This window comes from Halomonas campaniensis, assembly GCF_014193375.1.
Lineage (GTDB): Bacteria > Pseudomonadota > Gammaproteobacteria > Pseudomonadales > Halomonadaceae > Halomonas > Halomonas campaniensis.
This window is the reverse complement of the sequence record NZ_JACHZF010000035.1, coordinates 1-26,799: the sequence shown is the minus strand read 5'-3', so window position 1 is coordinate 26,799 and position 26,799 is coordinate 1. Positions and strand designations below refer to the sequence as shown.

The 26,799-nt window shown below is 66.9% G+C and carries 18 protein-coding genes; 12 read left to right on the top strand and 6 right to left on the bottom strand.

Annotated elements, in window-relative coordinates; all coding sequences use genetic code 11:
* The 4 genes from BDK63_RS17040 to BDK63_RS17025 form a co-directional block, all read right to left on the bottom strand.
* On the bottom strand, positions 1-1,206 hold a 1,206-nt coding region (locus BDK63_RS17040; RefSeq protein WP_183334168.1), incomplete at its 3' end, for a hypothetical protein.
* 31 nt (positions 1,207-1,237) lie between these two features.
* Positions 1,238-5,878, bottom strand: a complete 4,641-nt coding sequence (locus BDK63_RS17035) for an EAL domain-containing protein (RefSeq protein WP_246386278.1) — start codon at positions 5,876-5,878, stop codon at positions 1,238-1,240.
* 31 nt (positions 5,879-5,909) lie between these two features.
* Entirely contained in the window at positions 5,910-7,253 is a 1,344-nt protein-coding gene (gene nosR, locus BDK63_RS17030) for a response regulator c-di-GMP phosphodiesterase, NosR family (protein ID WP_183334165.1), read from the bottom strand.
* Positions 7,250-8,092 (bottom strand): ATP-binding protein, encoded by an 843-nt coding sequence (locus BDK63_RS17025; protein WP_183334163.1) that lies wholly within the window; start codon positions 8,090-8,092, stop codon positions 7,250-7,252. The genes nosR and BDK63_RS17025 overlap by 4 nt, the downstream gene beginning before the upstream one ends.
* 259 nt (positions 8,093-8,351) lie before the next feature.
* Here BDK63_RS17025 and BDK63_RS17020 point away from each other — a divergent pair, with 259 nt between their 5' ends.
* The 4 genes from BDK63_RS17020 (at position 8,352) to BDK63_RS17005 (ending at position 16,391) form a co-directional block, all read left to right on the top strand.
* Positions 8,352-10,400, top strand: a complete 2,049-nt coding sequence (locus BDK63_RS17020) for a sensor domain-containing diguanylate cyclase (protein ID WP_246386275.1) — start codon at positions 8,352-8,354, stop codon at positions 10,398-10,400.
* Between the two features lie 306 nt (positions 10,401-10,706).
* Complete coding sequence (locus tag BDK63_RS17015) at positions 10,707-12,077, top strand: sensor domain-containing diguanylate cyclase (RefSeq protein ID WP_183334161.1); 1,371 nt, start codon at positions 10,707-10,709, stop codon at positions 12,075-12,077.
* Entirely contained in the window at positions 12,074-13,792 is a 1,719-nt protein-coding gene (locus tag BDK63_RS17010; protein WP_183334159.1) for a putative bifunctional diguanylate cyclase/phosphodiesterase, read from the top strand. The genes BDK63_RS17015 and BDK63_RS17010 overlap by 4 nt, the downstream gene beginning before the upstream one ends.
* Positions 13,793-13,862: 70 nt before the next feature.
* Positions 13,863-16,391, top strand: coding sequence for an EAL domain-containing protein (locus BDK63_RS17005; protein WP_183334157.1), 2,529 nt, complete (start codon positions 13,863-13,865; stop codon positions 16,389-16,391).
* Between the two features lie 20 nt (positions 16,392-16,411).
* On the opposite strand, the gene BDK63_RS17000 is transcribed toward BDK63_RS17005, so the two are convergent.
* Together BDK63_RS17000 and BDK63_RS16995 are read right to left on the bottom strand one after the other, a co-directional pair.
* Positions 16,412-16,882 (bottom strand): hypothetical protein, encoded by a 471-nt coding sequence (locus BDK63_RS17000; RefSeq protein ID WP_183334155.1) that lies wholly within the window; start codon positions 16,880-16,882, stop codon positions 16,412-16,414.
* Positions 16,882-17,184 carry a nucleotidyltransferase domain-containing protein gene (locus BDK63_RS16995; RefSeq protein WP_183334154.1) on the bottom strand — a complete coding sequence of 101 codons (303 nt, stop codon included), beginning with the start codon at positions 17,182-17,184 and terminating at the stop codon, positions 16,882-16,884. The genes BDK63_RS17000 and BDK63_RS16995 overlap by 1 nt, the downstream gene beginning before the upstream one ends.
* Before the next feature lie 370 nt (positions 17,185-17,554).
* Between BDK63_RS16995 and BDK63_RS16990 the strand changes: the two genes are divergently transcribed.
* The 8 genes from BDK63_RS16990 to BDK63_RS16955 all read left to right on the top strand — a co-directional run bounded on the left by BDK63_RS16990 (position 17,555) and on the right by BDK63_RS16955 (position 26,728).
* The gene (locus BDK63_RS16990; protein ID WP_183334152.1) at positions 17,555-18,940 is read left to right on the top strand and encodes a Fic family protein; all 1,386 of its coding nucleotides are present in this window, start codon (positions 17,555-17,557) and stop codon (positions 18,938-18,940) included.
* Positions 18,941-19,008: 68 nt separating this feature from the next.
* Positions 19,009-20,412, top strand: a complete 1,404-nt coding sequence (fliD, locus tag BDK63_RS16985) for a flagellar filament capping protein FliD (RefSeq protein ID WP_183334150.1) — start codon at positions 19,009-19,011, stop codon at positions 20,410-20,412.
* 151 nt (positions 20,413-20,563) lie between these two features.
* Entirely contained in the window at positions 20,564-21,961 is a 1,398-nt protein-coding gene (gene fliD / locus BDK63_RS16980; protein WP_183334148.1) for a flagellar filament capping protein FliD, read from the top strand.
* Positions 21,962-22,261: 300 nt separating this feature from the next.
* Positions 22,262-23,428 (top strand): FliC/FljB family flagellin, encoded by a 1,167-nt coding sequence (locus BDK63_RS16975; RefSeq protein WP_183334146.1) that lies wholly within the window; start codon positions 22,262-22,264, stop codon positions 23,426-23,428.
* A gap of 93 nt (positions 23,429-23,521) precedes the next feature.
* On the top strand, positions 23,522-23,713 hold the full coding sequence (locus tag BDK63_RS16970; protein ID WP_183334144.1) for a hypothetical protein: 192 nt from the start codon (positions 23,522-23,524) through the stop codon (positions 23,711-23,713).
* Positions 23,714-24,105: 392 nt separating this feature from the next.
* Positions 24,106-25,026: an OmpA family protein gene (locus BDK63_RS16965; RefSeq protein ID WP_183334142.1), complete on the top strand. Its 921-nt coding sequence runs from the start codon at positions 24,106-24,108 to the stop codon at positions 25,024-25,026.
* Between the two features lie 38 nt (positions 25,027-25,064).
* Entirely contained in the window at positions 25,065-26,492 is a 1,428-nt protein-coding gene (locus tag BDK63_RS16960) for a hypothetical protein (RefSeq protein ID WP_183334140.1), read from the top strand.
* The gene (locus BDK63_RS16955) at positions 26,489-26,728 is read left to right on the top strand and encodes a hypothetical protein (protein WP_183334138.1); all 240 of its coding nucleotides are present in this window, start codon (positions 26,489-26,491) and stop codon (positions 26,726-26,728) included. The genes BDK63_RS16960 and BDK63_RS16955 overlap by 4 nt, the downstream gene beginning before the upstream one ends.
* The last annotated feature ends 71 nt before the right edge of the window (positions 26,729-26,799 follow it).

The window sequence follows — 26,799 nt, the reverse complement described above, 5'->3', positions numbered from 1 at the left end:
TCGCTGATAGCCCCTCGCTTCCTGATCCGAAGGCATTGAGGATGACCACATGCAACAGAGACAACCGACCCCTTGACGGGTCAATCCATACCAGGGGCCCGGCTCGCTGTCGAGCTCGTGATCGAGCAGCAGGGAGAAATCCATGATCCAGATGAGCCGGTGCTCCGGCGAATTCGCGAGGGCAACGGACAGGAGCGCCAGCTGTGGCTGTTCGGCATCCGGAAACAGCCAGCCGGAGGATGACTCCCGCTGGCTCTCCAGCCAGGCAAGTGCCTTGGGGTCGAGCAGCTGATCATCCAGCCAGAGCAGGGCCGAGGGACCGCGCGCTCGGCGCCACACGTTGCGCTGGCCCTCTTCCAGGAACGCGATGGCCTGCAGGTCGGGGATATCGCGCAGGTAGCTGCTGGCCTCCTGTTCGAGCATCTCACGGGTCGGCAGGCTGCCGTTCAGGTTCCAGCGCTCCGCCATGCGCCGGGCCGTCTCCTCACGGTTCAGCAGGGCCTGGTGGGTGCGCTCCTTCAGGTGGCTGGCCAGCCGGTTGGCATCATGAAGGACGCCCTGATGCTGCTGCCAGTGGATCAGGTACCAGCTGGTGCAGCTGACGGCCACGCCCAGAACGGCGGCGAGGGTGGCCTGTCGGCTCAGCAGGATGCCCCGTTCCGGCGGCCGGAAGCCGAGCCAGGCCAGGGCCAGCCCCAGGGGAATGAACAGCAGGCTGGCCATGAAGGAGGGCTGGGAGATGTCGGGATGGCTGCCAAACGCATAGTGCAGCAGCGAGAGCGAGCCGCCCACCGTGGTGAGCGTGCCGACCGCCAGCCACGCCGCCTTGCCCCACCCCCTGGGCGCTACCAGCAGGCAGAGCCCGGTCATCAGCACGATCAGCCCCGAGGTGATCGGCACCCGCAGCCAGCCCAGTTGTGATGCCGCCTGGGACATCATGCCCACTGTCAGCAACAGGGTTGCGAACAGGACGAGCGATCCTCCCAGCAGGCGACGCCAGCCGCGCCTGCCGAGCAGTGACGCCAGCAGGCCAAGGCCGATCAGCAGCCCGGCCAGGGCGCCACCGGGCAGCAGCGAGAAGCTACTCGGCAGGCTGGCCTCGGGGACTCCCAGCGACAGCACGCCGATACCCGCCACGGTCAGGATGATGCTGATCAACATCACCAGGGCCACCTGAAGGGCAAGCTCTCTATTCTTGAGCGTCATTTCCACCACGTCCCTGTGAAGCCTGTCCCTGTTACGAGAGCGGGTCATCCTGCTCTCCCGACCTGATCTTCAGAATAGCGGCCTGCCGAAAGGCCTGCTGGACCACCAGGCGCAGTTCGTCGTCATCCCACGGCTTGGTGAGGAACTTGTAGACCGCGCCCTCGTTGATCGCCTCGGTGACCGTCTTGAGGTCGGTGTAGCCGGACAGCACGATCTGGATCATCTCCGGGTAGAGCTCGGTCACGCGGCGCAGGAACTCGGTGCCGCTCATCTCCGGCATGCGCTGGTCGCTGATGATGACCTGGACCTCCTCGGCAGCGAGCTGCTCGAAGGCCTCCCGCGCCGAGGGGGCGGTCAGGATGCGATAGCCGTCCCGGCGCAGGGTGCGGGTCAGCGCCCGGAGGATATTGGTCTCGTCGTCCACCAGCAGCAGGGTCTGGCCGCCCTGTCGGCCGGCCTTCTGGGCCTGCTCCAGGGCACGCGCCTCATGGTGCTCGGCCAGGAAGGGGATGAGATCCTCCAGGGGCATCGGGCGCGCGAAGTAGAAGCCCTGGAAGGTCTCGCAGCGCTGCTTGCACAGGTAGGCGTACTGCGCCTCGGTCTCGACCCCCTCGACGACCACCTCGAGCCTCAGCTTGCCGGCCATGGAGACCACCCCCTGGATGATGGCGGCGTCGCGGTGGTCGCTGATCACCTCCCTGACGAAGGAGCGGTCGATCTTGATCTTGCTGATCGGCAGGGACTTCAGGTAGCCGAGGCTGGAGTAGCCGGTGCCGAAGTCGTCGATGGCGACCTGAACGCCGCGCTGGCGCAGCTCCTGGAGGGTCTCGATGACCCGCTCGGTGCTGTCCATCAGCACGCCCTCGGTCAGCTCCAGCTCCAGCAGGGCCGGCGCCAGGCGGCTGGCCTCCAGCGTCTGCAGTACGCCGTCCACGAAGCCGGGGCGCTGGAACTGCATCGGCGAGACGTTGACCGCCATGGTGAGGTGGCCCATGCCCATCTCGTTGAGACGCTGGGCGTCGCGGCAGGCGGTGGCCAGCACCCAGTCACTGATCGGGATGATCTGCCCGGTGTCCTCGGCCAGGCCGATGAAGGCGGCCGGCGAGACGAAGCCGCGCTCGGGGTGATGCCAGCGCACCAGGGCCTCCAGCCCGGTCACCTGGCCGCTGGGGCCGTGGATCTGCGGCTGGTAGTAGAGCTCGAACTGCTGCTCCTCGATGGCGCGCTGCAGGGCGTTGCGCAGCGAGACCCGCTCGCTCACCTTCCGGTTGAGGTCGCGGGTGTACCACTGCGAGGTGTTGCGACCCTGGCGCTTGGCCTTGTACATGGCCAGGTCGGCCTGCTGGATCAGCTGCATGGGGCGCTCGATCTCGCCATCGCAGAGGGTGATGCCGATGCTCGCGGTGATGCGCAGCTCGTTGCTCTCGATGCGGTAGGGGGCCGAGACATGGGCCAGCAGGCGCTCGACCACCGGCATGATATCGTCCTCGTGGGCCAGGTCGGGCAGCACGATCACGAACTCGTCGCCGCCGAAGCGGGCCACGGTGTCGCCGGGGCGCAGCTGCTGCTCAAGGCGGCGGGCGACCTCCTTGAGGATGCTGTCACCGGTGTCGTGGCCCAGGGTGTCGTTGATCGGCTTGAAGCCGTCCAGGTCCACGAACAGCACCGCCAGGTAGCGCTGGTAGCGGCGGGCGATCTGGCAGCCCTGGGCCAGGCGATCCTCCAGTAGGGTGCGGTTGGGCAGCCCGGTCAGGGCGTCGTGGCTGGCGTTGTAGGCCAGCTGGGACTGGTACTCCTTCTGGGTGGAGATGTCGTTTTGCACGCCGATGTAGTGGGTGACCTGGCCGGTGTCATCGCGCACCGGCGAGATATAGAGATCGTTCCAGAAGGTGGTGCCGTCTCGGCGGTAGTTGCGGATGACGATGTGGACGTCCCGCTGGTTGGCGATGCCCTCGCGCAGGCTGAGGGTGGCCCGGGGCTCGGTGTTCTCGCCCTGCAGGAAGCGGCAGTTGCGGCCGATGGCCTGCGCTCGGGAGTAGCCGGTGATGCGCTCGAAGGCGGGGTTGACGTAGATGATGGGCATGTCGGGCCGCTGGGCATCGCAGATCACCACCCCGTTGACGCTCGAGGCCACGCTGCTCTCGAGGATGCGCAGCTGGCGCTCGGTCGCCTTGCGCTGGTTGATGTCGCGGAAGTAGACCGCCAGCCCCTCCTCGGAGGGATAGGCGTGGACCTCGACCCAGAGCTCCAACCGTGGGTTGCACGCCTCGAAGTGGGTGGCCTCGCCGGATTCGATTGCCCGACGGTATTCGGTCTCGAAGCGGGAGCCCACGGCCTCCGGAAACGCTTGCCAGATATGGCGGCCGAGCAGCGAACCGGAAGCGCTCTGCAGCAGCCGCTCGGCTTCGCGGTTCACGTAGCTGAAGCGCCACTCCCCATCCAGGGTGAAGAAGCCGTCGGTGATGCTCTCCAGGGTGGTGGTCAGGCGCTCGGCCAGCCGGGCGACCTCGGCATCGAGACGGCGCTGCTCGGTGATGTCCTGGGTCGAGCCCTGCGCCTGCACGATGCGCCCCTCGGCGTCGTGGACCGCCTGGCCGATCACCCGCACCCAGATGCAGCGGCCCTGGGCGGTGTTGAGCTGGAAGGCCTCGTCGAAGGGGATGCCGTCGCGGCAGCAGGCCTCGAACAGGGCAACGATACGCTCGCGGTCGCCGGGCGCGTAGTAGCCGATGGCCTGCTCCAGAGTGGGCTGGAAGCCGGCGGGCTCGTCATGGATGGCACACACCTCGTCGGACCAGATCGGCAGGCCATCCGCCAGGTCGACGTACCAGCCGCCGATCAGCGCCGTCTGGCCGACGATGTCGAAGAAGCGTTCGTGGCGAAGCATCGCCAGTTCGCTCCGGCGACGCTGGGTGATGTCGCGGGCCACCACGTAGATCACCTGCTCCTGGCCCAGCGCCGCGTTGATCTCGACCCAGCGCGTACGATCCTGCCGGTCGCGAATCCGCGCCGCCAGTTCCCGTACCTCGCCTCCCCCGGCCAGTTGCTGGATGGCCTCGGCGATGCGCGGATGGTCCTCGTCGCATACCAGGCGGGTGTAGGGCTGTTCGATCAGCGCCGAGGCGGAGAAGCCCAGCTGGTGCTCGAAGGCCGGGTTGACCTGCAGGAAACGCCCCTGGAGGTCGACGCGGCAGAACAGGTCGGCCGACAGGGTGAAGAACTGGTCGCGCTGCTGCAGGGCCTCGCGGGTGGTGCGCTGATTGGCCTCGAGTCGCAGGCGGCGGCGCTCGGCGATCCGGAACAGCTCCTGGCTCAGCATCAGGGCCAGGGTCAGCATCAGGCCGGACAGCAGCAGCAGGGTGGGCAGCAGATCCAGGCGGCGCAGCTGGCTGCCATCGATCTGGGCGGTGAGCTGCCACTGGCTGCCGTCGGCGAGGGAGACCGACCGGGTGGCGAAGGTCACCGGGCTTGCGGGCAGGCCACCGCGCCAGGAGCGGAAGAGCAGGGCATCGTCCTGACGCAGCTCGACGAAGACCCCATCCACCTCCTCATGGGCCACCTCCTCCAGCATGGCGGTGAGATTGAGCCCGACCACCAGCCAGCGCCCGGGGGGCTCGGCAGCCGTCAGCGGCATGGCCAGCAGCGTCAGCGGTGCGCCGTCGTCGGTGACCATGACGGGCCCGGCGTGCTCGCCCGCCGGGTGGTCGGCGTGGTGAAGCCAGGCGATGTGCTCGTCGTTGGCGACATACCTCTCGAGCCACTCCCGGGCCGCCGGGCGGCGGGCCTCGAGGCGCTGGGCGGCGTAGTCGTCATCGAGCACGGCAACCACCTCGAAGGGGGCGATGTCTCGCAGGTAGCTGGTGGATTCCTGCTGCCACAGGGCCTCGGGCAGCGTCCCGAGGCTCGCCCAGCGCTCCCCCTGGCGCTGCAACAGCCGCTCATGGCGCTTCAGCGCCGCCAGGGCATCCATTTCCGTGCGGGCGAGGGCCTGGCTAGTCTGCTCTACCAGCTTCTCCAGGTTCTGCCGGCTGAGGTGGTACCAGCCGCCGGTGGTCAGCAGGCTGCCGACCAGCGCCGCGATCAGCGTCGTCCGGATCAGGGACTGGCCCGGGGGGGCCTGCCGCGGGCGCTCCTGGATCAGCAGGACGAGACCGGTGGCCAGCAGCAGCAGGCTCGCCGCCGGCGCGGCCAGGAGATGCCCGGGCCAGGTCATGGCGCTCAGTTTGCTGCCCGGCAGCCAGCCGATCAGGAACGCCATGCCGCCCATGATCATCAGCGCCGTGCCGACGCCTCGGGAGAGCGGGCGCCAGGCGTGGCCCCAGGTGCTGATCAGCAGCCCGGCCCCCGCCAGGCCGAACAGCAGGGTGCCCTGCAGCCCGGTGTGGGGATACCCGGCGAACTGCCAGTCGCCGTGGGGCAGCAGCCGGTAGAGCGCGAGCCCCAGGATCAGCCCCGCGGCGATGCGACTGGCGATCAGCCGGCCCCGCTGGCGGCATAGCAGGGCGATGCCGAACAGCCCCATGGCCAGGCTGCTGTCCGGAAGGATCAGCGCACTCCGGGGCATTCGCCAGGTGTCGATCAAGGCGTCGAGCAGGCCGAAGGCCGCCATGCCCAGGCAGGCCAGGGCCAGCAGCAGTTGAAAGCAGGAGCGTGCGAAGAGGCGACGGGTCATGGGGCTCTCGGCCGGAAGGTAGAGTGGGGGATCAGTCGACGGGGTCGCCGTCTGGGAGCCGAACGAACAGGGTATAGCGGGTGTCTTCTGTCTCCTCGAAGCGCATCAGGCGCTCGATCAGGCTGCGGCTGAGCGACTTGCCCTCGTTGAGCAGCAGCATGCCGCTGTCGCTGTGCAGGTCGCGCACCAGGATCATGCCCGGCTCCAGCCGGCGGGTATCCACGGACAGCACCCCCTGGCCGCCCAGGCCCAGGTCGGGCGCCTGTTCGATGCAGAGCGTCACGAAGGCCTCGCAGAGCTCGGGGTCGTAGACCCGCCCGCCCAGCTTGCGCAGCAGGGCCAGGGCGTCATCCCGCGGCGTCCTGCGCTGCAGCATCATGCCGCGCTGCAGTTCGATGAAGTCCACCGCCAGCCCCAGCAGGCGGGCTCCGTAGGGAATCTCCTCGCCCTTCAGGTGGTCGGGGTAGCCGCTGCCGTTCCAGCGCTCGCGATGGTGGCGGATGATCTGTGCCGTGTCCTCGAGGTAGTCCAGGGCCATCAGCAGCCCCTCGCCGGTGACCGGATAGCGCTTGTAGGCTTCACGGTCCGCGGCGAAGAGGCGCTCGGAGGGCGCATTGAGCAGTCGGTCATCCCAGGTCAGCTTGCCGAGGTTGTAGAGCGCTGCGGCCATCGTCAGGCTGCGCGTGACCTCCTCGTCGAGCCCATGGGTCTCGGCGAACGCCTTGACCAGGTCGACCACCTGGGCATTGGTCTGCAGTTGTTTCGGCAGCCGCAGGGTGATCAGCCGCGAGAACACCTGGGTGGCGGTGACATAGCTGCGCTTGAGCTCGGCGTAGGCCAGGTCGAGCATGTCGGCCACTTCCTGCAGCTCCCGGGTGCGGGCCGCCACCCTTGCCTCCAGGGTCTCGTTAAGCTCGCTCAGCTCACGGTTCTGGGCCCGGGTCAGCGCCTCCAGGCGCTGCCGCTCCCGCTCGGCTTGCTGGTGGGCCAGCGCCTGGTGCAGGATCTGCCTGAGCTCGTCGTCATTCCAGGGCTTGGCGATGTAGCGGTAGATCTGCCCCTCGTTGATGGCGCGGATGGTGGCTTCCATGTCGGCGTAGCCGGTCAGCAGCAGGCGCTGGCACTCCGGCCACTGCTGCTGGATGCGACCCAGCAGCTCGGCGCCCTCCATGCCGGGCATGCGAGAGTCGGATACCACCAGGTCCACGGCGTGGTCGTGCATCAGCGACAGCGCCTGGTCGCCGTCCGCGGCGGTGAGCACGCGGTAGGGGCACTGCCTCAGCGCCCGCTGGAGGGCGCGCAGCACGTTGGGCTCGTCGTCCACCAGCAGCAGGGTGGCCTCGGGGTGATCGGCGATGGCGGGGCTCGGGGTCATTGCGGTATCCGGGCCTCCTCGGGCTCGTCCGGCTGGGTGACGGGCAGCCAGACGCGGAAGCGGCTGCCCCGCCCCGGCTCGCTGTCGACCTCGATATGGCCGCCGTGCTTCTCCACGATGCGGTAGGAGAGGGCCAGCCCCAGGCCGGTTCCTTCGCCGACCGGCTTGGTGGTGAAGAAGGGCTCGAACAGCCGGGGGCGGTGCGCCGGGTCGATGCCGCGACCGCTGTCCTCCACCTCGAACCAGACCCGGTCGCCCTCGTGGCCCGTGCGCACGGTGATGCGGCCGTGGGCCTCGATGGCGTGGGCGGCGTTGGTCAGCAGGTTCAGCGCCACCTGATTGATCTGGGAGGGGAGGCAGTCGATCAGGGGCAGCTCGCCGTAGGCCCTGACCACCTCGGCCTTGTACTTCAGCTCGTTGTTGACGAGGTTCAGGGTGGTGTCGAGGCCCCGGTGCAGGTCGGCGGGCTGGAAGGTCGTCTCGTCGATGTGCGAGAAGTCCTTGAGGGCGGTGATGATGCCCTTGACCCGCTCGATGCCCTCCTCGGACTCGCCGATCAGCGCCAGCACGTCCTCGCGGATGTAGCCATACTCCAGCCGCTGCTTCATGCCCCTGAGCTCGCCAAGGCTTTCGGCATCGTCGATGCGGTCGATGATCTGCAGCAGCACGTCGACGTAGCCGGTCAGGGTCCGCAGGTTGGAGAAGACGTAGCCGATGGGGTTGTTGATCTCATGGGCGACCCCGGCGGCGAGCTGGCCGATCGCGGCCAGCTTCTCGGACTGCAGCAGCTGGGAGTTGGCCTGCTCGAGCTCCTGGATCAGGTGTGACGTCCTTGTCATGGGCTCTCCTCGTCGGCTTGGCGGGTGGCCAGGCGGAGCATGCGGTGTGGCGCTAGGGGGCGATGGGTCTATGGCTCCAATATCGGCGTAATGCGCCTGGCCTTGAGCGCGAGATTCGTAGAACCTGACCGAGAGGTGTAAACGCTGTTCGGTAACCAATCAAAAGATATTGACATGATGCATCTTTTGCCGCAAATAGGGGCGCTGCACGCGGCTCCCGACTGCCGGAGTCGCGCCCTCTGCCCCGCGGGTAACCCCTATGAGTGAAGCGTCCGCCATGCGCGATCGCCAGTCCCTGGCCGGCACCGTCCAGCCCTGTGGCGCCCTGCTGATCCTGGATGCCGACGCCGGCCGGCTGCTCCAGGCCAGCGCCAACCTCGAGGCGATCATCGGCGTCCCCGTCGAGACGGCCCTGGGCGAGGGGCCGGTCGCCGTGCTGGGCCGCGAGCTGGCTCGTCGCCTGCGCCGCGAGCTGCAGGGGCGCCAGCGGCTGCCCGGCGCGCTGTCGATCAAGCGCAAGGTGGCGGGCCGGCTGCGCAGCCTGCAGCTGGATGCCCGGCGCAGTGGCGAGCGGGTGCTGGTGGAGATCGAGCCGCTCAACCGGACCGGTAACCGGCGCCTACTGGCCACCGTGAATCGCTGGCTGTCGCGGTTTGCCGAGGCGGGCCATCCGGAGGAGCTGCTGGAGGCGCTGGCAGCCGGGGTCGCCGACCTGACCGGCCATGACCGGGTGCTGGTCTGCGCCTTCGATGGCCAGGGCCACGGCGCCGTGCTGGCCGAACAGTGTGCCCCCGGCGTGCCCTCCATGGGCGGGATGCGTTTTCCGGCCAGTGATTTCCCGCCGCACATGCGCAGCCTCTACGACCGGGTCGCCCTGCGCAGCGTGCCCGACGTGAGGGCCGCAGCGGTGCCGCTGGTGCCCGGCCAGGATCCCCTGACGGCCGCAGCTCCCCGGCTGGAGGGCAGCCTGCTGCGGGCGATCTCCGTCGAGCAGCAGCGCTACCTGGAGGGCATGGGCGTTGCCGCCCTGCTGTCGCTGGCCATGCAGGGGGATACCGGGCTCTGGGGGCTGGTGCTCTGCCACGGCATGACCCCACACCCGGTGTCGCCGGCGGTGCGCGATGCCGCCCTCAGCCTGGTGCAGATGGCCACCCAGCGCCTGTTCCTGCTGCGGGCACGCTCCGAGGTGCGCTTCCTGCAGCGCGTGCAGGACAGCCGGGAACTGCTGGGTAGCGACCTGCCGGCCCCCGATACCCTGCTGGCACACCATGCGGAGGAGTGGCTGGCGCTGTTCCAGGCCCGGGGGGTGGCGCTGATGATGCCGTCGCTGGAGTCCTGTGCCGGGCAGGTCCCCGACACGGCCGGCCTCAGGCAGCTGGTTGGTCGCCTCGAGGCCAGCCACCGACACCCCGGCCCCTGGTCCACCGAGGCGCTGGGTGACGAGCCGCTGACGGCCGACCTCGACATGGGCGAGGCCTGCGGCCTGCTCGCCGTGCCCTTTCCGGTCGGCCAGGCGCGGCGAGGCTGGATGCTGCTGTTCCGGCCCGAGCAGCGCGAGATCCACAGCTGGGCGGGGCTGCCCGGCAGCGGCCAGCGGGCCGAGGCGCCCGAGGATGTCCCGCTGCTCGGGCGGCTGTTCAGCGAGTGGCAAGAGGAGATCCGGGGCCGCAGTGCCACCTGGGAGCGCATAGAGCGCCTGGCGGCCATGGATCTCGCCGAGGACCTGGCGGTGATGGCGTCGGCGGAGGAGATCCAGCGGCTCTACGCCAGCCTGCGCCAGGAGCAGCAGGCGCTGGCCCAGGCTAACCGTCGCCTGGAGCGGCTGGCGCACCATGACCCGCTCACCCAGGTGTGGAACCGCTATCGCATCGAGCAGGCCATGGACGTAGAGCTCAGTGCCGCCGAGCGCTACGGGCGCCCGCTGGCGCTGCTGCTCTTCGATATCGACCACTTCAAGCAGGTCAACGATACCCATGGCCACGAACTGGGCGACCGGGTGCTCTCGACCCTCTCCCGGCAGGTGGAGGAGGCCCTGCGAGACACCGATTTTCTCGGTCGCTGGGGTGGCGAGGAGTTCATCGTGCTGGCCACCAGCAGCGACCTGGAGGCCGGCCTGGGGCTGGCCGAACGCCTGCGGCGGCGCATCGCCGCCATGGAGGTGCCCGGCCTGCCGGTCCAGGTGACCGCCAGCATCGGCGTGGCCGCCTGGCGGCCGGGAGATACCCGCAAGAGCCTGCTGGCCCGTGCCGACGCCGCCATGTACCGCGGCAAGCAGGAGGGGCGAAACCGGGTCGAGGCGGAGGGGTGAGGGCCTTTATCAGGATGGTAAGTGTGGTCCCAGCCCCCAGTGTCATAGTCAAAGTCGAAACAGTGACGAACGTCACTGCTTTCGGCAGCGTCGCGGGAAACTTTAGGGATAGTTGGCCGGGGCTTGCCAATAGGGAATAACCCGGAAGGTTGTCCAGGAAAGCGCTGCTGAGGCGCCTGGATGATACTTTTTGTTGTCTTGATGCAGGTCAATCTTGCTGTCATGGTTCTCGGCCAGAATTGTTAATCTGCACCCATCATTCAGCTTTCCTGGCTGCGTTCACTCAAACAAGAACAGGGTACGTTGATGCAGGATCATCGGCGGTATCATGGCCATATCGGAGGTGAGGCGGAGTCCCTTGCTTTTCCGGACCGAGCGTCAGGCGAGGAGGGCGCCACCTCCCCCCGGGCGCCGGATGCCTTCTGCCGGCAGCTGCTGATCGCCGTGGAGCAGAGCCCGGTGGCCATTGCCATCACCGATCTCGCCGGGCGAATCGAGTTCGCCAACCAGTGCTACCTGGAGATCACCGGCTACCCGCGTGAGGAGCTGCTGGGCAGGACGCCGGCCATGATCCAGTCCGGCGAGACGCCGGAGTCGGTCTACCGCGACCTCTGGGGGGCGATCCTCGCCGGCCGGGTCTGGCAGGGCGAGCTGCTTAACCGGCGCCGGAACGGCGAGCTCTACTGGGCCTCCGAGGTGATCACGCCGGTGCGTAACGACCAGGGCAAGCTGGTCAGCTTCGTGGCGGTGAAGGAGGACATCACCGAGCGGCGTCGCCAGGAGCAGGAGCTGCGTCTGCTGGCCACGGTCTTCGAGACCGGCCAGGCTACCCTGATTACCGATGCCGAGATGCGCATCGAGAAGGTCAACCAGGCCTTCACCGACATCACCGGCTACGAAGAGGACGAGGTCCGCGGCGAGACGCCCCGGCTCTTCAAGTCCGGCCGGCACGACAAGGCCTTCTACCGCCGGCTATGGCAGACGCTGCTGGAGACCGGGCACTGGCAGGGCGAGATCTGGAACCGCAACAAGTACGGCGAGATCTACCCGCTCTGGCAGTCCATCACCGCCGTGCAGGACGAGATGGGCGAGGTGCGCAACTACGTGGCGGTGTTCCACAACATCAGCGAACGCAAGCGCATGGAGCAGGAGCTGGAGCACCAGGCCACCCGCGACCACCTCACCGGCGCCTACAACCGCCGCGCCTTCGATGCCGCCCTGCGCCAGTCCGTCAGCAAGGCCAACCAGGACGGGGAGCCCTTTGCCCTGCTGCTGTTCGATATCGACCACTTCAAGTCGGTCAACGACCGGCATGGCCATGAGATGGGCGACGAGATCCTCAGGCGGCTGGCGCAGCGGATCAGGGAGAGCCTGCGCAACACCGACCTGCTGGCCCGCTGGGGCGGTGAGGAGTTCACCATCCTGCTGCCGGATACCCGGCTTCAGGGTGCCGCCACCTTCGCCGAGCGCCTTCGTCGGCAGATCGCCGACAGCCGCATCCGTGGCCTCTCGGTGACGGTCAGCATTGGCATCACCGCCTACCGGCCGGGAGACGACGCCGATCGGCTGCTGTCCCGGGCCGATGATGCCCTGTATCGGGCCAAGAAGGCGGGGCGCAACAGCGTGGTCATCCATACGGAGCCGGTCGAAGGCGTGCAGGAAGGGCCGGCGGCATGAGCGGGCAGCCAGCCAGCCCGGTGCGGGCATCGGTGTTCGAGCATGCCAACGAGGCCATGCTGATCACCGATGCCCGCCATCGCATCCTCGATGCCAATCCGGCCTTCACCCGCCTGACCGGTCTCGAGCACGACCGGGTGGTGGGCAGGCTGCCCGATGCCTTCTGCATACAGGTTCCCGATAATGACGTGCCGATGCGCAGCTGGCAGGAGCTTCACCTGCATCACCGCTGCCGGGCCGAGGTCCGCTACCGCGACGGCCAGGGTGGCGTGCGGCCGGCGCTGATGTCGGTGAGTCGCGTGCATGATGACGCCGGCGACACTATCCATCACGTCATCCAGCTGATCGACCTGGCCGAGATGCTGCCGGCGGGCCGTCAGGCGTCGCGAGAGGTCTACTTCGACGCCCTGACCGGGCTGCCCAACCTGCAGCTGCTCACCCAGCTGATCCAGGAGTCGATGCAGCACGTGCGCGAGCGGGGCGGCGAGCTGGCGCTCTGCACCCTCGACATCGACCACTTCAAGCGAATCAACGAGCGCCTGGGACACGAGGTAGGCGACACCCTGCTGGCTACCTTCGCCAACCGGATCAGCCACCTGCTGCACGGCGATGATGTGGTGGCGCGCATCGGCGGAGACGAGTTCGTGCTGCTGCTGCATCACGTCGAGGGGGAGGCCTTCTTTACCGAGCTGCTCGAAGCGATTCGCCAGCCGCTGGTGATCGAGGGCCATGTGCTGCGGGTTACCGCGAGTCTGGGGGTCTCCCGCTATCCCTGCGACGAGGTGGATGGCGACGTCCTGCTGCGCCACGCCAACCAGGCCATGTACCGCGCCAAGCAGCGCGGCCGCAACACCTTCCACCTCTTCGACCCGGACCAGGATCGCCAGCTTCAGCTGCGCCAGGAGCGGCGGCAGCGGGTCGCCGAGGCGCTGGCCCGCGGTGAGCTGCGGCTGGTCGATCAGCCCCAGATCGACATGTTCGGCGGCCGCGTGGTGGGGCTGGAGGCGCTGGTGCGCTGGCAGCACCCCGAGGAGGGGCTGCTGGCGCCGAATGCCTTCCTGCCGATCATCGAGGGGTCGTCGCTGGAGGCTCAGCTGGGGGAGTGGGTGCTGGAGGCGGCGCTCAAGCAGCAGCGCCGCTGGCTGGCTTGCGGCATCGAGCTGCCCGTGCATGTCAACATCAGCCCCGCACACCTGCTCAGCGGCACCTTCCCCGAGCGCCTGGGCAACCTCATGGCGCGCTATCCGGAGGTACCGGCGCGCCTCCTCAAGCTGGAGGTGCTGGAGAGCGCCGCCATGCACGACATCCAGGCCGCGCTGGATGCCATGCGCCGCTGCCAGGTGCTGGGCATCGACTTCGCCATCGACGACTTCGGCACCGGCTTCTCCTCACTGACCCACCTGCGGCAGCTGCCGGTGGACCTGATCAAGATCGACCAGAGCTTCGTGCGTGACATGCTAGCCGACCCCGACGACATGGCCATCGTCGAGAGCGTCATCTACATGGCCAACCGCTTCAGGCGCCCCATGCTCGCCGAGGGCGTGGAGACCCTGGAGCACGCCCGCGCCCTGGTGCTCATGGGCTGCTCCCTGGCCCAGGGCTACGGCATTGCCCGCCCGATGCCGGCCGAGGCACTGCCCACTTGGCTGGAGGAGTGGCAGCAGCGCCACGAGTGGACCGCCCTCTCGCTGCAGGCCAGCCCCGCGCCGACTTGACCTGGATCATGCGATACGGCCCCCGCCCTGCGCTAGACTGGCGCGTTTGTTTCCCGGACAGCGAGTGACCATGAGCCAGGACCTGCCCATCGAGCGCATCATGCAGACCGGCCTGCTGACCTGCGGGCCCGACACACCGCTGTGCGAGGCGGCGGCGCGCATGGCCGAACGGCGCTGCAGCTCGATCCTGGTGGTCGAGGGCGACCAGCCGATGGGCATCTGGACCGAGCACGACGCGCTCCAGGTCGACTTCGCCGATCCCGAGAGCGTCCACCGCCCCATCGCCCGGGCAATGAGCTCCCCGGTGGCCAGCCTGCCGCGCACCACCCCGGTGGGCGAGGCCACGGTGCGGCTGCATGCCGAGCAGCGTCGCCACTTCCTGGTGGTGGGCGACGCCGGCGAGCCGCTGGGCATCCTCACCCAGACCGACCTGGCGGTGAACCAGGGCATCGAGCCCTACCTGCGGCTGCGCGAGGTGGGCAGCGTGATGCGCCATCGCCCGCTGCTGCTCTCGGGCACGCTGCTGCTCGCCGAGGCCGCGGCCACGATGCGCCGCAGCGGCTGCGAGGCGGCAGTGGTGGCCGCCGATGCCAACGGCGAACTGGGCATCGTCACCGAACGGGACCTGGTGCGCTTTATCGCCCGCCACCCGGGCAACACCCCGATCGGCGAGCTGGCCAGTCGGCCGCTGCTGGCGGTGAGCGACGGCGACACCCTGATCCACGCCCGCGACCGGCTGATCGACCACCGGGTGCGCCATCTGGCGGTACTGGATGCCGGCGGCGAGGTGGTGGGCCTGCTGGGCTTCCGCGACATGCTGGCCGGGGTCGAGCATCTCTATCTGGATGACCTGCGCGACGCCCTGGAGCAGCGTGACCGCGCCCTGGCCCTGTCGCGCCAGAACCTGCAGATGGCCGAGCGGGTGATCGATGCCTCCCTGGAGGGCATCATCATCACCGACCCGGACAACCGCATCGAATTCGTCAACCCGGCGTTCTGCCACGTCACCGGCTTCGCGGCGGAGGAGGTGATCGGCCGCACCCCGGCGCTGCTCTCCTCCGGCCGCCACGATGCCGCCTTCTACCACGCCATGTGGAGCGAGCTCCAGGCCAACGGCTACTGGCGCGGCGAGATCTGGAACCGGCGCAAGAACGGCCAGCTCTACCTGGAACGGCTGACCATCACCGCCATCAGCGACGACGACGGCCGGGTCACCCACTACGCGGCGCTGTTCAGCGACATCACCCACATTCGCGAGAACGAGGACCGCGTCCGACGGCTGGCCTACTACGATGCCCTGACCGGCCTGCCCAACCGCCGCCTGCTGGAGGATCGCCTGGAGCTGGCGATCCGCCATGCCCACCGCCAGGGCCAGCGCCTGGCGGTGATCTTCATCGACCTGGACCACTTCAAGCAGGTCAACGACAGCCTGGGCCACGCCGTGGGCGACGAGCTGCTGGTGCGCGTTGCCGAGCGCCTCAGCCACCGCCTGCGCGAGGATGACACCCTGGCCCGCCTGGGCGGCGACGAGTTCCTGGTGCTGCTGCCCGAACTCGCCGAGCTCGACGAGGCCACGCGCATCGCCCGGCGCCTGATCGAGGGCATCGGCGAGCCCTTCCTGGTGGCCGGCCATGAGTTCCGCGTCGGCTGCAGCCTGGGGATCAGCGTCTACCCCGACGACGGCGCCACCCCCGAGTCGCTGGTCCAGAACGCCGACGCGGCCATGTACCGGGCCAAGCACGAGGGGCGCAACACCTACCGGCTGTTCCGCACCGAGATGAACCAGCGTGACCACCAGCAGCTGGCCCTGGAGACTGCCCTGCGCAACACCGTGGAGAGCGGCGAGGGCCTCGAGGTGCACTACCAGCCGCTGGTCGACCGCGACAGCGGCGAGGTGCAGGGTGCCGAGGCGCTGCTGCGCTGGCACCACCCCGAGTTCGGCCAGGTCTCGCCGGGCACCTTCATTCCCCTGGCCGAGCGCTCCGGGCTGATCCTGCCCCTGGGCGAGTGGGTGATGCAGCGGGTGGCCGCCCAGCTCATGGCCTGGCGGCAGGCGGGGCTTTCGCCGCCGCGGGTGGCGGTGAACCTCTCGGCGCGGCAGTTCTGGCAGCGGGGGCTGGTGGAACGGGTGGCCGAGCTGTTCGAGGCGTATCAGCTGCCGCCGGGTCAGATCGGCTTCGAGCTCACCGAGAGCGTGCTGCTCGACCACCAGCAGGAGGCCGTCGAGCTCCTGCACGGCCTGCGCGAGCTGGGCTGCCGCATCGCCATCGACGACTTCGGCACCGGCTACTCGTCGCTGAGCTACCTGCAGGACCTGCCGCTGACCACCCTCAAGATCGACCGCCGCTTCATCCAGCGGCTCACCGGCGAGGAGAGCCAGCGCCGCGGCAGCGCCGCCATCGTCGCCGCCGTCACCGGCCTGGCCCAGGAGCTGGGGCTGCGCGTGGTGGCCGAAGGGGTCGAGACCGAGGCCCAGCTCGCAGCGCTGTCCCGCTACCCCGTCACCCTGATCCAGGGCTACCTGACCGGCCGGCCAGTAGACGCCGAGACATTTGCCGGGCGCTACCTGCAGGCGGGTGAGAAGGTGCGTGGCTCCTGATGTGATAACGCTGAAGGTGCTTAGTTGGAGGGGTTCTGATAGGGCAGGGAAAACGCCTTGATGTGCTCGAAGGCGTCCAGCAGAACAGTGGCAAGGCTGAATGCCTTGTTCAGCAGGCTGGCCTGGATCTGCGGGTCGTCGGGGTACTCGTGGGAGAACTGGTTACGCATCTCCCTGAGCTGTAACCACTGGGAGGCAGACGGGATCGCACCGATCTTCTCCAGTCGATTCAGCTTGTCGATAAAGGCAGGATAGTTTCCGGGCTCCTTGGTCAGCTCCAGTACGCCTGGAAGCAGTTTCGCACCTATCGCATCCTGCAGTTTCGAGAAGCGCATGATGAACTGATCGACCACGGCCAGATCGATATCCGAAAACTCGTCGAGGTCAGCCGGCGACAGAGGAAACCTGTCGCCAAGCCTGTTTATCGCCCAGCGTAGACGTTCCGCATGGCGCTCGCATATGTCCAGCGAGCCCTGGAAGGCTTCCTGCATCACAGTGTGACTCCGGTCTCGTGGGCGATGCGATGGATCGGCAGGTGAAGGCCATCGGGCCGCTGTATCACCAGGTCGATCTTCTGCTCGCCGATGCGCTGATAGAGCTCCACCAGCGCGGCCAGCTTGGCCTCGACGATCTCGTCCGGGTCGTTGAGGGGAGTCTCCACGAGCAGATCGATATCGCCGCCGCGGGCTCTGTCATCGACCCGCGAGCCAAACAGCCATATCACGGCGTCATCCCCGAAATGCCGCTTCAGTACCGCGACGATGGCGCTGTGTTCTTGATCCGTCAGCCGCATGGCGACCCCTCTTCTTGATGGTGCGCAGTCTAGCACCAGCGTGCTGTAAGCGGCAGGTCGCAGCGCAGCGGTCCGCGCATGAAGCGCTCAGTCTCCGAGCGGCCGGGGCCGTCATGCCGCTTACCGCATCGATGCCCACCGGTGGGAGCAGGCCCCAGTTGTTGCCGATATGCAGCCCTCCCTCCATAAGGTGATAGTAGCTTCCGGGCTGAGGTTGCGACCCTGGTGGTCGAAAAGTGGCCGATAAGTGACCGGCAACGGAGAAATTGGCCGATAAATGGCCAACAAAGACTCTGAGGCGCTATGCTGGCCGATAAATGGTCCCGATAAGTGGCCGATAAGAGCACCGATCCGCCCCTGGAGCTGTTGCATGACAGACCATGAATCCATCCGCCGGGCAGTTCTCGACTACCTCTCGGCACGAGGTGAGTGGCTTTCCCTGAGTGATATTCTCGCTGCCCAAGGGAGCGACCTTGCGCCTCGTACCTTGCGGCGCTGGCTCAAGGCGTGGGTAGAGCAGGGGGTGTTGGTGAGCCGTGGTGGCCAGCGTAACCGCCAGTACCGTGCGATATCCGCCGGGGCCGAGGAGGGGGGCGTCGGCCGCACCGCTGCTGTGTCACAGGCGCCACCGGGGCCGTTAAGTGAGCGGGCGCGCGCCGCGCTGCGGCGCCTCGATGTGCCGATTTTCCAGCGCCCCGCCAGCACCTATCGGGATGAGTGGGTCGAGGCCTACGTCCCCAATCAGAGTTTCTATCTGAGCGAATCGCAACGAGAAACGCTCGCTTCCAGCGGTAGCCGCTTTGCAGGTGCCATGCCAGCCGGCACCTTTGCCAGGCGCATTTACAATCGACTGCTGGTCGACCTCTCCTACAACTCCTCAAGGCTGGAGGGTAATACCTACTCCCTGGCGGAAACCGAGCGGCTGCTGCTGGAGGGCGTTGCCGCCGATGACAAGCTCGATGCCGAGCAGGCGATGATCCTCAATCACCGCGATGCGATCCAGTTCCTCGTCGAAGGGATCAACCGGCTGGAGATCTCTGTCAGCAATATTCAGTCGCTTCACTACCTGCTGGCTGATGGCCTGGTCGCGCCGGGCATGGCCGGCGAGCTGCGGGATGAAGGGGTGAGAATCGGTGGGTCGCGCTACCTGCCTCTGGAGCGCCGCCATCAACTTCTTCCGCGCCTGGAGCGGCTGGTCGAGAAAGCGCAGGCCATTCGTGACCCCTATGAGCAGAGCTTTTTCCTGCTGGTGCACTTGGCCTACCTGCAGCCCTTCGTGGATGTGAACAAGCGCACGGCGCGCCTGGCTGCCAACCTGCCGCTGGTGCGTCATAACCTGGTGCCACTTTCCTTTCACGATGTCGACCCTGGCGATTACCACGCGGCCATTCTGGTGGCGTACGAGTTCAACGACGTCTCGCCGCTGGCAGAGCTCTATGTCTGGACCTACCTGCGTTCCTGCCGCGACTATGACGTCGCGGCCGACGCCGTCGGCTTCGATCCGCTGCGGGTGAAATACCGCAAGCTCCGCCGCCAGGTCATCGCCGAGATCGTGGCCGAACTGCTCACGGGGCCAGAGATGGAGGCCCGTATTCAGGCGCGTAGCCTCGTCATTCCCGAGCAGGACCGTGAACACTTCCTGCACCACCTCCACGAGGACCTGGGCGCACTGGCGCCCCATCGCATTGCCGGCATGGGCCTCTCCCGACAGCAGCTTGAGGCCTGGCTTGCCAGGTCGCGAGACCACCAACCCTAAAGCTCCAGCTCCCCCCGCCGATCCCTCAGGCAAGAGAAGGCACACTCACCGGTAATAAGGCGCGTTTCATGGCCAGCATCTCATCCCTCGGCATCGGCTCGGGGCTCGACCTCAACGGGCTTCTGGATCAACTCAACGAGGCAGAGCGCGGCAAGCTCGAACCCGTGGAGCGCCAGCTCGAATCCCAGCAGGTGAGGATCTCTGCCTATGGCGACCTGCAGGGGGCGCTGAGCGCCTTCGAGGGCGCGGTGGGTCGGCTCGCCGAGCCTTCGCTCTTCCAGAGCCTCTCGGCCAATGTGACCGGCGAGGCCCTGCAGGCCGCCGCCGGGCCCGAGGCTGCCCCCGGCCAGTACCAGCTGGAGGTCGAGCACCTGGCCAGCGCCGGCTCCCTGGCCTCCCAGCGGATCGACGTCGACCTCGACGATGCGCTCACCGACGCCGAGCAGACCCTCACCCTGGCCTTCGCCAATGCGCCGGAAGGCGAGCAGGGCGAGATCGCCGTGACCGTGCCGGCCGGCAGCACCCTTGGCGATATCCGCGACGCCATCAATGCCCGCGAAGGGGCCGGGGTGTCGGCCAGCGTGGTCAACGACGGCGAGGGCTACCGCCTGGCGCTGATGTCCAACGAGACCGGCGAGGCGGCCTCCATTACCGGCCTGACCTTCGAGGGTGGCTTCTTTGCCGAGGGCATGGCGGTCAGCGATCCTGGGGACGAGGTTGCCGGCGTGGTGGCCCAGGCCGGCCGCGATGCCGCCCTGAGCGTCAACGGCATCGCTATCACCAGCCCCACCAACCAGGTCGAGGGCGCCATCCAAGGCGTCACCCTGGACCTGCAGCAGGCCGGCAGAGCCACCCTGAGCGTGGAGCAGGATACCCTGGCGGTGCGCGAGGCGGTGGGCGGCTTCGTGGAGGCCTACAACGCCCTGAAGGGCACCATCGGCGAGCTGACCGCCTTCGATGCCGACTCCGGCCGGGCCGGCGAGCTGCTGGGCGACAGCGCCGTGCGCACCATCGAATCGCGGCTGCGTAACGATCTCAGCGGCATGGTGGGCGACCCCGCCCAGGGCGAGCTGGCCGTGCTGGGCGATCTCGGCATCTCGCTCTCCCTGGACGGCACCCTGAGCCTGGACGAGGGCGAGCTGGACCTGGCCATCGCCAGCGACATGGGCGCGGTGCAGCGCTTCTTTACCGGCGGCGAGGAGACCCTCGGCATGGCCGGCCGACTGAGCGAGACCGCCGGCCAGCTGCTGGGCAGCAATGGCGCGCTGACCAATGCCATCGACGGCGCCGAGAACCGCATCGAGAGCCTCAATCAGCGCTACGTGCGCATGGAGCAGGGCATTGCACAGACCATCGAGCGCTACCGGGTGCAGTTCGGCCAGCTCGACGGCATGATCGCCCAGATGAACCAGACCAGCGACTATCTCACCCAGCAGTTCGCCACCATGGACGCCCAGCTCGGCCGCGACTGACGCCTGAACGGCCGGCCTCCCTCGCAGGGGCCGGTCGCCGCCCGGCGAAGGGCGCTCGTCCGACGTGCTAAAGTTCCTCCCTGCCCTGCCGATACTTCTTGTCAGAACCGTTATTGGCACCCGCGCGTCGCGCACGTAGTGAGGAACTCCCATGTCCACCATCACGGCCCTTGGCGTCGGCTCCGGCCTGGACCTGTCCGGCCTGCTCGACCAGCTGCGCGATGCGGAGCGCGGCAAGCTCGCTCCCCTGGAGACCCAGAAGGCCCAGCAGCAGGCGAAGATCTCCGCCTACGGGCAGCTGCAGTCCGCACTGACCAAGTTCCAGGACAGCGTGACCAAGCTCAACGACGCCTCGCTGTTCCAGAGCCTCTCCACCAACGTGCGCGGCGACGCCTTCACCGCCACCGCGGGCAAGACGGCCCAGCCCGGCAGCTTCAATGTTGAGGTGGGCCAGCTGGCTCGCGCCGGCACCCTGGCCACCCAGCGGGTGGCCGCCGCCGATACCGCCCTGACCGGCGGCACCGAGACGACCCTGGCGCTGACCTTCGCCGGGCTGGACGAGAACGACCAGCCTCGGCAGGTAGAGGTGACCCTCGCCGCCAACAGCACCCTCGAGGAGATTCGCGACGCCATCAACGCCGACAAGGCGGCGGGCGTGACCGCCTCCATCGTCAACGACGGCAGCGGCTACCGCCTGGCGCTGAACAGCACCGAGACCGGCGCCGAGGCCTCCATCGCCGGTACCAACTTCGAGACCCTGGTGGCCGGCAACCTGGCCGCCGATCCCGGCACGGTGATCACCCAGGCAGGGCAGGATGCCGAGCTCAAGGTCAACGGCATCGATATCACCAGCGCCACCAACCAGGTGGAGGGCGCCATCCAGGGCGTGACCCTCAACCTGGAAAAGACCACCGAACCCGACCAGCCCATCACCCTGCGCGTGGAGCAGGACACCCTGAAGGTGCGCGAGGCGGTGGGCGGCTTCGTCAAGGCGTTCAACGAGTTCAAGGGCACCATCGGCAAGCTCACCGCCTTCAACGCCGAGACCGGCCAGGCCGGCGACCTCAACGGCGACGGCGCGGTGCGCAGCATCGAATCGCGGCTGCGCGGGGCGCTCTCCGGTGGAGCAGGCGAGAGCGAGCTGCGCATGCTGAGCGAGGTGGGCATCAGCCTGCAGCGCGACGGCACCCTCAAGCTGGATGATGCCAAGCTGGGCGAGCTGGTCACCGGCAACATGGCCGGCCTGGGCGAGTTCTTCGCCGGCGCCGACAGCAAGGGCGGCCTGGCGGGGAGCCTCAATACCACCCTGGGCCAGCTGCTGGACGGCAACGGCATCGTCAAGCGCTCCATCAGCGGGGCAGAGAGCCGGGTCAAGAGCATCGGCGAGCGCTACGAGCGCATGGAGGTCTCCATCGAGCGCACCATCGACCGCTACCGGGTGCAGTTCGGCCAGCTGGATTCGATGATCGCCCAGATGAAGCAGACCAGCGCCTACCTCACCCAGCAGTTCGATATGCTGGCCGAGCTGGGCAGCCCGAGGAAGAAATAGCGGCGCGGGCCGCTTTTCGCTCCCACGCCCATTCCCTCGCTATCCCACCCTTCCCCACAGCGCCCGGCCCCGCCGGGCGCTGGCCTTTCCGGGGCCATCGGCGCCTGGCTTACCTGCCGTTACTCGCTGTCAAGGCAAATGTCACAAATTCTTTCGCTACAGGGCTAAAGGTTTCCCTTCGGCCGCCGTTATAGAGAGTAACGGCCAACGGCGCCGTTGTGGCAGGCCCGCTGGGCCTTGAAAGACCAATCGCAGCGGGCCCGCCAATGGAGCCCTCAACAGCTTGGAAGGAATCACACCATGTCAGTGATCAATACCAACATCACCTCCATGATTGGCCAGTCCAATCTGAACAAGTCCCAGAACGCGCTGCAGACCTCCATGGAGCGTCTCTCCTCCGGCCTGCGCATCAACAGCGCCAAGGATGATGCGGCCGGTCAGGCCATCGCCAACCGTATGACCGCCCAGATCAATGGTCTGGCACAGGCGCAGCGTAACGCCAACGACGGTATCTCCATCGCTCAGACCACTGAGGGTGGCCTGAACCAGATTAACGATAACCTGCAGCGTATCCGTGAGCTTTCCGTTCAGGCGGCTAACGGCACTAACAGCCAGAACGATCTTCAGTCTATTCAGGACGAAGTTGATCAGCGTTTGGAAGAGATCAACCGCATCTCTCGTGAGACCGACTTCAACGGCACTCGTGTCCTTTCTGAAGATGCTGAAACTCTGACCATCCAAGTTGGTTCGCAGGATGGACAAACCATCGATGTCAATCTTTCCACTATCAATTCTCAAGAGCTTGGTCTGGGAGACTTTAGTGTAATTTCTGTGGATCTTGCGGAAGCTGTTACTTTTGCAGATAGCGATACGCTTGAAGTCGATGGAACCACTTACACTTTCGTTGGCACTCTTACAGCTACTGATGAAGAGTTTGATGCCCAGCCTACTGCAGCATCGACCCTTGCTGACCGAGTAGGTAATGCTGGAACGAATACTCTTGTAGAGTCAGATGGTCAGTATTATGTTCAAAACGTTGATGGGGATAATGTAACTTTCTATGAGGATGAGTTTTCTGTCACTACACCGGGTGACGGAACCAACAGTGGTGCGACAATTGAGTTTAATATTGCTGAAGGTGCCCGAGCTGTCCAAGGGTTGACTAACGATGCAGCGGAGGTGGTAGAAGCTACCGCTAATCCTCTGGCTCAATTAGACAGTGCGCTTAATCAAGTAGACAGCCTGCGCTCCGAGCTGGGTGCCGTCCAGAACCGCTTCGAAGACGCCATCACCAACCTCAACACCAACGAAACTAACCTTGCTTCCGCTCGTTCACGCATCGAAGATGCCGACTACGCGGTGGAAGTGGCCAACATGACCCGCGCGCAGATCCTGCAGCAGGCCGGCACTTCCGTACTGGCACAGGCCAACCAGATTCCGCAGAACGTGCTGTCTCTGCTGGGCTAAGGTTGAGCCTCTAGGGAAGAGATTCTTTCCCTTTGGCACTGCCATCGAACCGGCCCCAGATTTGGGGCCGGTTTCTTGCTTTCTGGAGGCAGCATGACGCCAGACGAACATCAGCAGGTGATCGACGAGCTTCAGGTCGTGATTGACGATACCCAGCATACTCTCGGCCGCTTCGAGGCCACCGGTATGGATCAGCAGATGCCGAAGGATTACGACAAGATGCTGGATATTCTGGACGATGCCGTGACCCGGCAGCGGGCGCATACGCTGGCGATGCTGGTGTGACCAATAATTATGGAATATAGATATTCTTAAAACGAATTAAAGGGGCTGGCCATCCGGCCGATGCCTGAGACATTCGGCCAACTCTATTGAAATCGCCGAATATGCAGATATATTAATCAAGATTGTGTTCATATAATCATCACATGACGGTGGGACGATGAGCCCGCCGCAGCGAGAGCACCGGTCCATGGCCTGATGCCTGCCGATGCGCCGTCCCGCCAGGGGCCTCGCCACGCAACGCAAGGGAACTGCAACATGACGCACGGAATGCTTCCGCGGCGGCGTCTGCCGCCGTTGTCTGCCTGCCCTTCGGGCCCTTCTCCCTGTCCGGCCTGCTCGTCCCTCGAGCGGGGCGGCGTCCTGTCGTTCCCTGTCATTCCACCGGAGTCGTCATGATGCGGTTCGTTTCCACGGCGCTGCTGTGCGCCGCCCTGGCCGGCTGCAATGCCGCCACCCTGTCTACTGCCCCCTCGTCACCGCCCGCCGGGGCCACCCTGGTCAGCCAGGGGGCGCTGATCGAGCAGGAGCATCGCGATCGCATCCAGCGTATCCGCCGCCTCGCCGAAGAGTGCGACGTGCCGCCGCCCAGCGTCGACCAGCAGCTGCTGCTGCCGCGCCAGCTGTTCGCCACCGACCGCGACCTGCCGGTGATCCGCGTGGCATGGAGCGACCGGATCTTCTTCGCCACCGACCAAGCTACGCCGCTGGCGACCTCGGAGCCGATGCTGTGCGTGGTAGCGGGCGTGATGAAGGGCGACCTGCCCGACACCCACCTGGCCGTGGTGGGCCACACCGATGCCCGCGGCAGCGAGGCCTACAACGACGCCCTGAGCCTGGCCCGCGCCCGTAACGTCACCGACCGCCTGGTCGAACTGGGCGTGAGGTCGCAGCAGATGGACTACATCGGCATGGGGGAGTTGCAGCCCGTCGCGCCCAACAGCACCAGCCTGGGCATGGCCCAGAACCGCCGGGTGGAGTTCTTCCTCGGGGCCTTCTCCGAGATCACCCTTGAGGCGGTGAGCCGGGTGCCAGTGGAGGAGAGCTATCGCCGGCTGGCGGAACGCCCCTTGCGCGAGCGCCGGGTCGCGGAGGTCGGCGCCGAGCGGCAGGTGACGGTGCATGCGCCGGCCTCACGCCAGGTCGCCGAGGTGGGGACATCGCGCGAGGTGTCCGTGGATGAGACATCGCGGCGCCCCGACGCCGGTGAGCCCGAAGCCCGGGAGATTACCGTCGGCGGCCGCGAGCGCAGCCTGAACCTGCCTGCCGTCGTCTATCGCGAGCCGGCCATCGGCAGCCGTCGAACCGGCTTCTGAACCGCAATATCCATAACACCATGACGCAAGGGGACACCATGCAGAGCAAGGAAAGAGAAAAGTACCGCGACGATGCGGTGACCATCGACGATGCGGAGGTGCGCGAGGTGGCAGGGCGCTGCCTGGCGTTCCGCTGGTCCTTCCCCGACGAGGCGGCGTTTCGCCAGGCGCTGAGAGAGACGGCCAGCAAGGAGGCGCACGCCTCCCGGGGAAAGATCGTGCTGAACGAGCATGGCCATACACCGGAAATGGAGGAGCTGGTCTTCTTCCCGTTGCTGCGCCAGACCGGCCAGTGGGTCGAGGCCAAGACGGCCTTCACCAACATTCTCTCTCCCCACAGCAAGCTGCTGGAGGAGACCGCCGATCTCAAGGATCGCAAGGTTTCGCTCGAGCGCCAGCGCGATAACCTCAAGTCGGACCTGACCGCCGAGTGGGAGGAGAAGAAGAAAGAGTTCAAGGATGACCGGCGCGAGGCGGCCAACGCCGAGGAGGAGTATGAGCGGCTTTACGAGCGCAACGGCAATCGCCACGCCAGGATCGTCAAGCTGGGCATCTACCTGCCCCTGCTGGCCCTGATCGGCATGGTGGAGTGGCTGATCAACTGGGAGGCGGCCAACGCGCTGTTCGCCCAGCCCTACCTCGCCGCCGGCATCGTCATCGTGGTGGCGCTGGCGGTGGCCGCCGCCTCCCACGAGCATGGCACCCTGGCCAAGCAGTGGAGCCATCGCTGCGGCTTCGCGGCCACCCCCGGGGTGCGCAGCCGCAACTATACCGCGCTGGCCTTCACCACCCTGCTGTTCATCGCCGCCATGACGCTGGTGGGCTACATGCGCTACAAGCTCGCCTACAACGACCTGGTCGGCGCCTCGGCCTTCGGCGGCAACAACCCCTTCGGCGAACGGGGCTCCATGGGCGAAGTGTACACTGCCGTCTCCATGACGCTGATGGGCAACCTGATCGTTTGGTTGCTGGGGGCCATGGTGGCCTACTGGTTCCATGACAGCGACCCGAACTTCGCCGATGCCCGCGTGCGTCATCTCAAGGCCAGCAAGCGCTTCGAGGCCTGGTCGCGTCGCATGGAGAAGACGATTCGCGAGCGTGAGCAGCACCTGACACTGCAGATCGAGCAGGTGGAGAACACCCTCAGCTCGCGCAGCAACCAGGGCCGTCTGCTGGTGGACATGGCCGAGCAGGTCCAGGAGCACGAGGCGATGCTCTTCGGTCGGCTCAAGGAGGTGGTCGACGAGCACCTCAGGGCCTACCGTCGTAACCTCCTCGGCCAGGTCAAGGCCGGCGACCTCGTGGTTGCCTTCATCGACAGCCAGCAAGGCAGCCTGTCCCCCGAGGAGTATGAGACCCACAGCGTGGAGACCCCGGCGAAGGTGCTCAAGGAGCGCATGGATTTCGGCCCCTTCATCGAGCGCCGGGCCGCCAAGCGTCGCCAGGAAGAGGAGGCAGTGGCATGACCGGTGGTCGACTCTTCCTCTCCCTGATCGTCGCGGCCGGCCTGATCGCTGGCCCCGCGGGTGCCGCCCAGGCCCAGGGGCTGTTCCGCAGTGCCTCGGGCTCCATCTGCGAGCCCGCCAGTGAGGCGGGCGTCGAGCCTGTGCGGCGCACCCTGGTCTATGTCGATAGACAGTCGCTGTCGCTGTCGACCGATGAGCAGGGCTGGTTCCATGCTGTTAATGGCCAAGTAAATTGACCCAGTACCGGCCAACGCTTTTGACCCACCCCCGAGGTGGCAGCGCTGCCACCATCCACCTACCGTGTCGG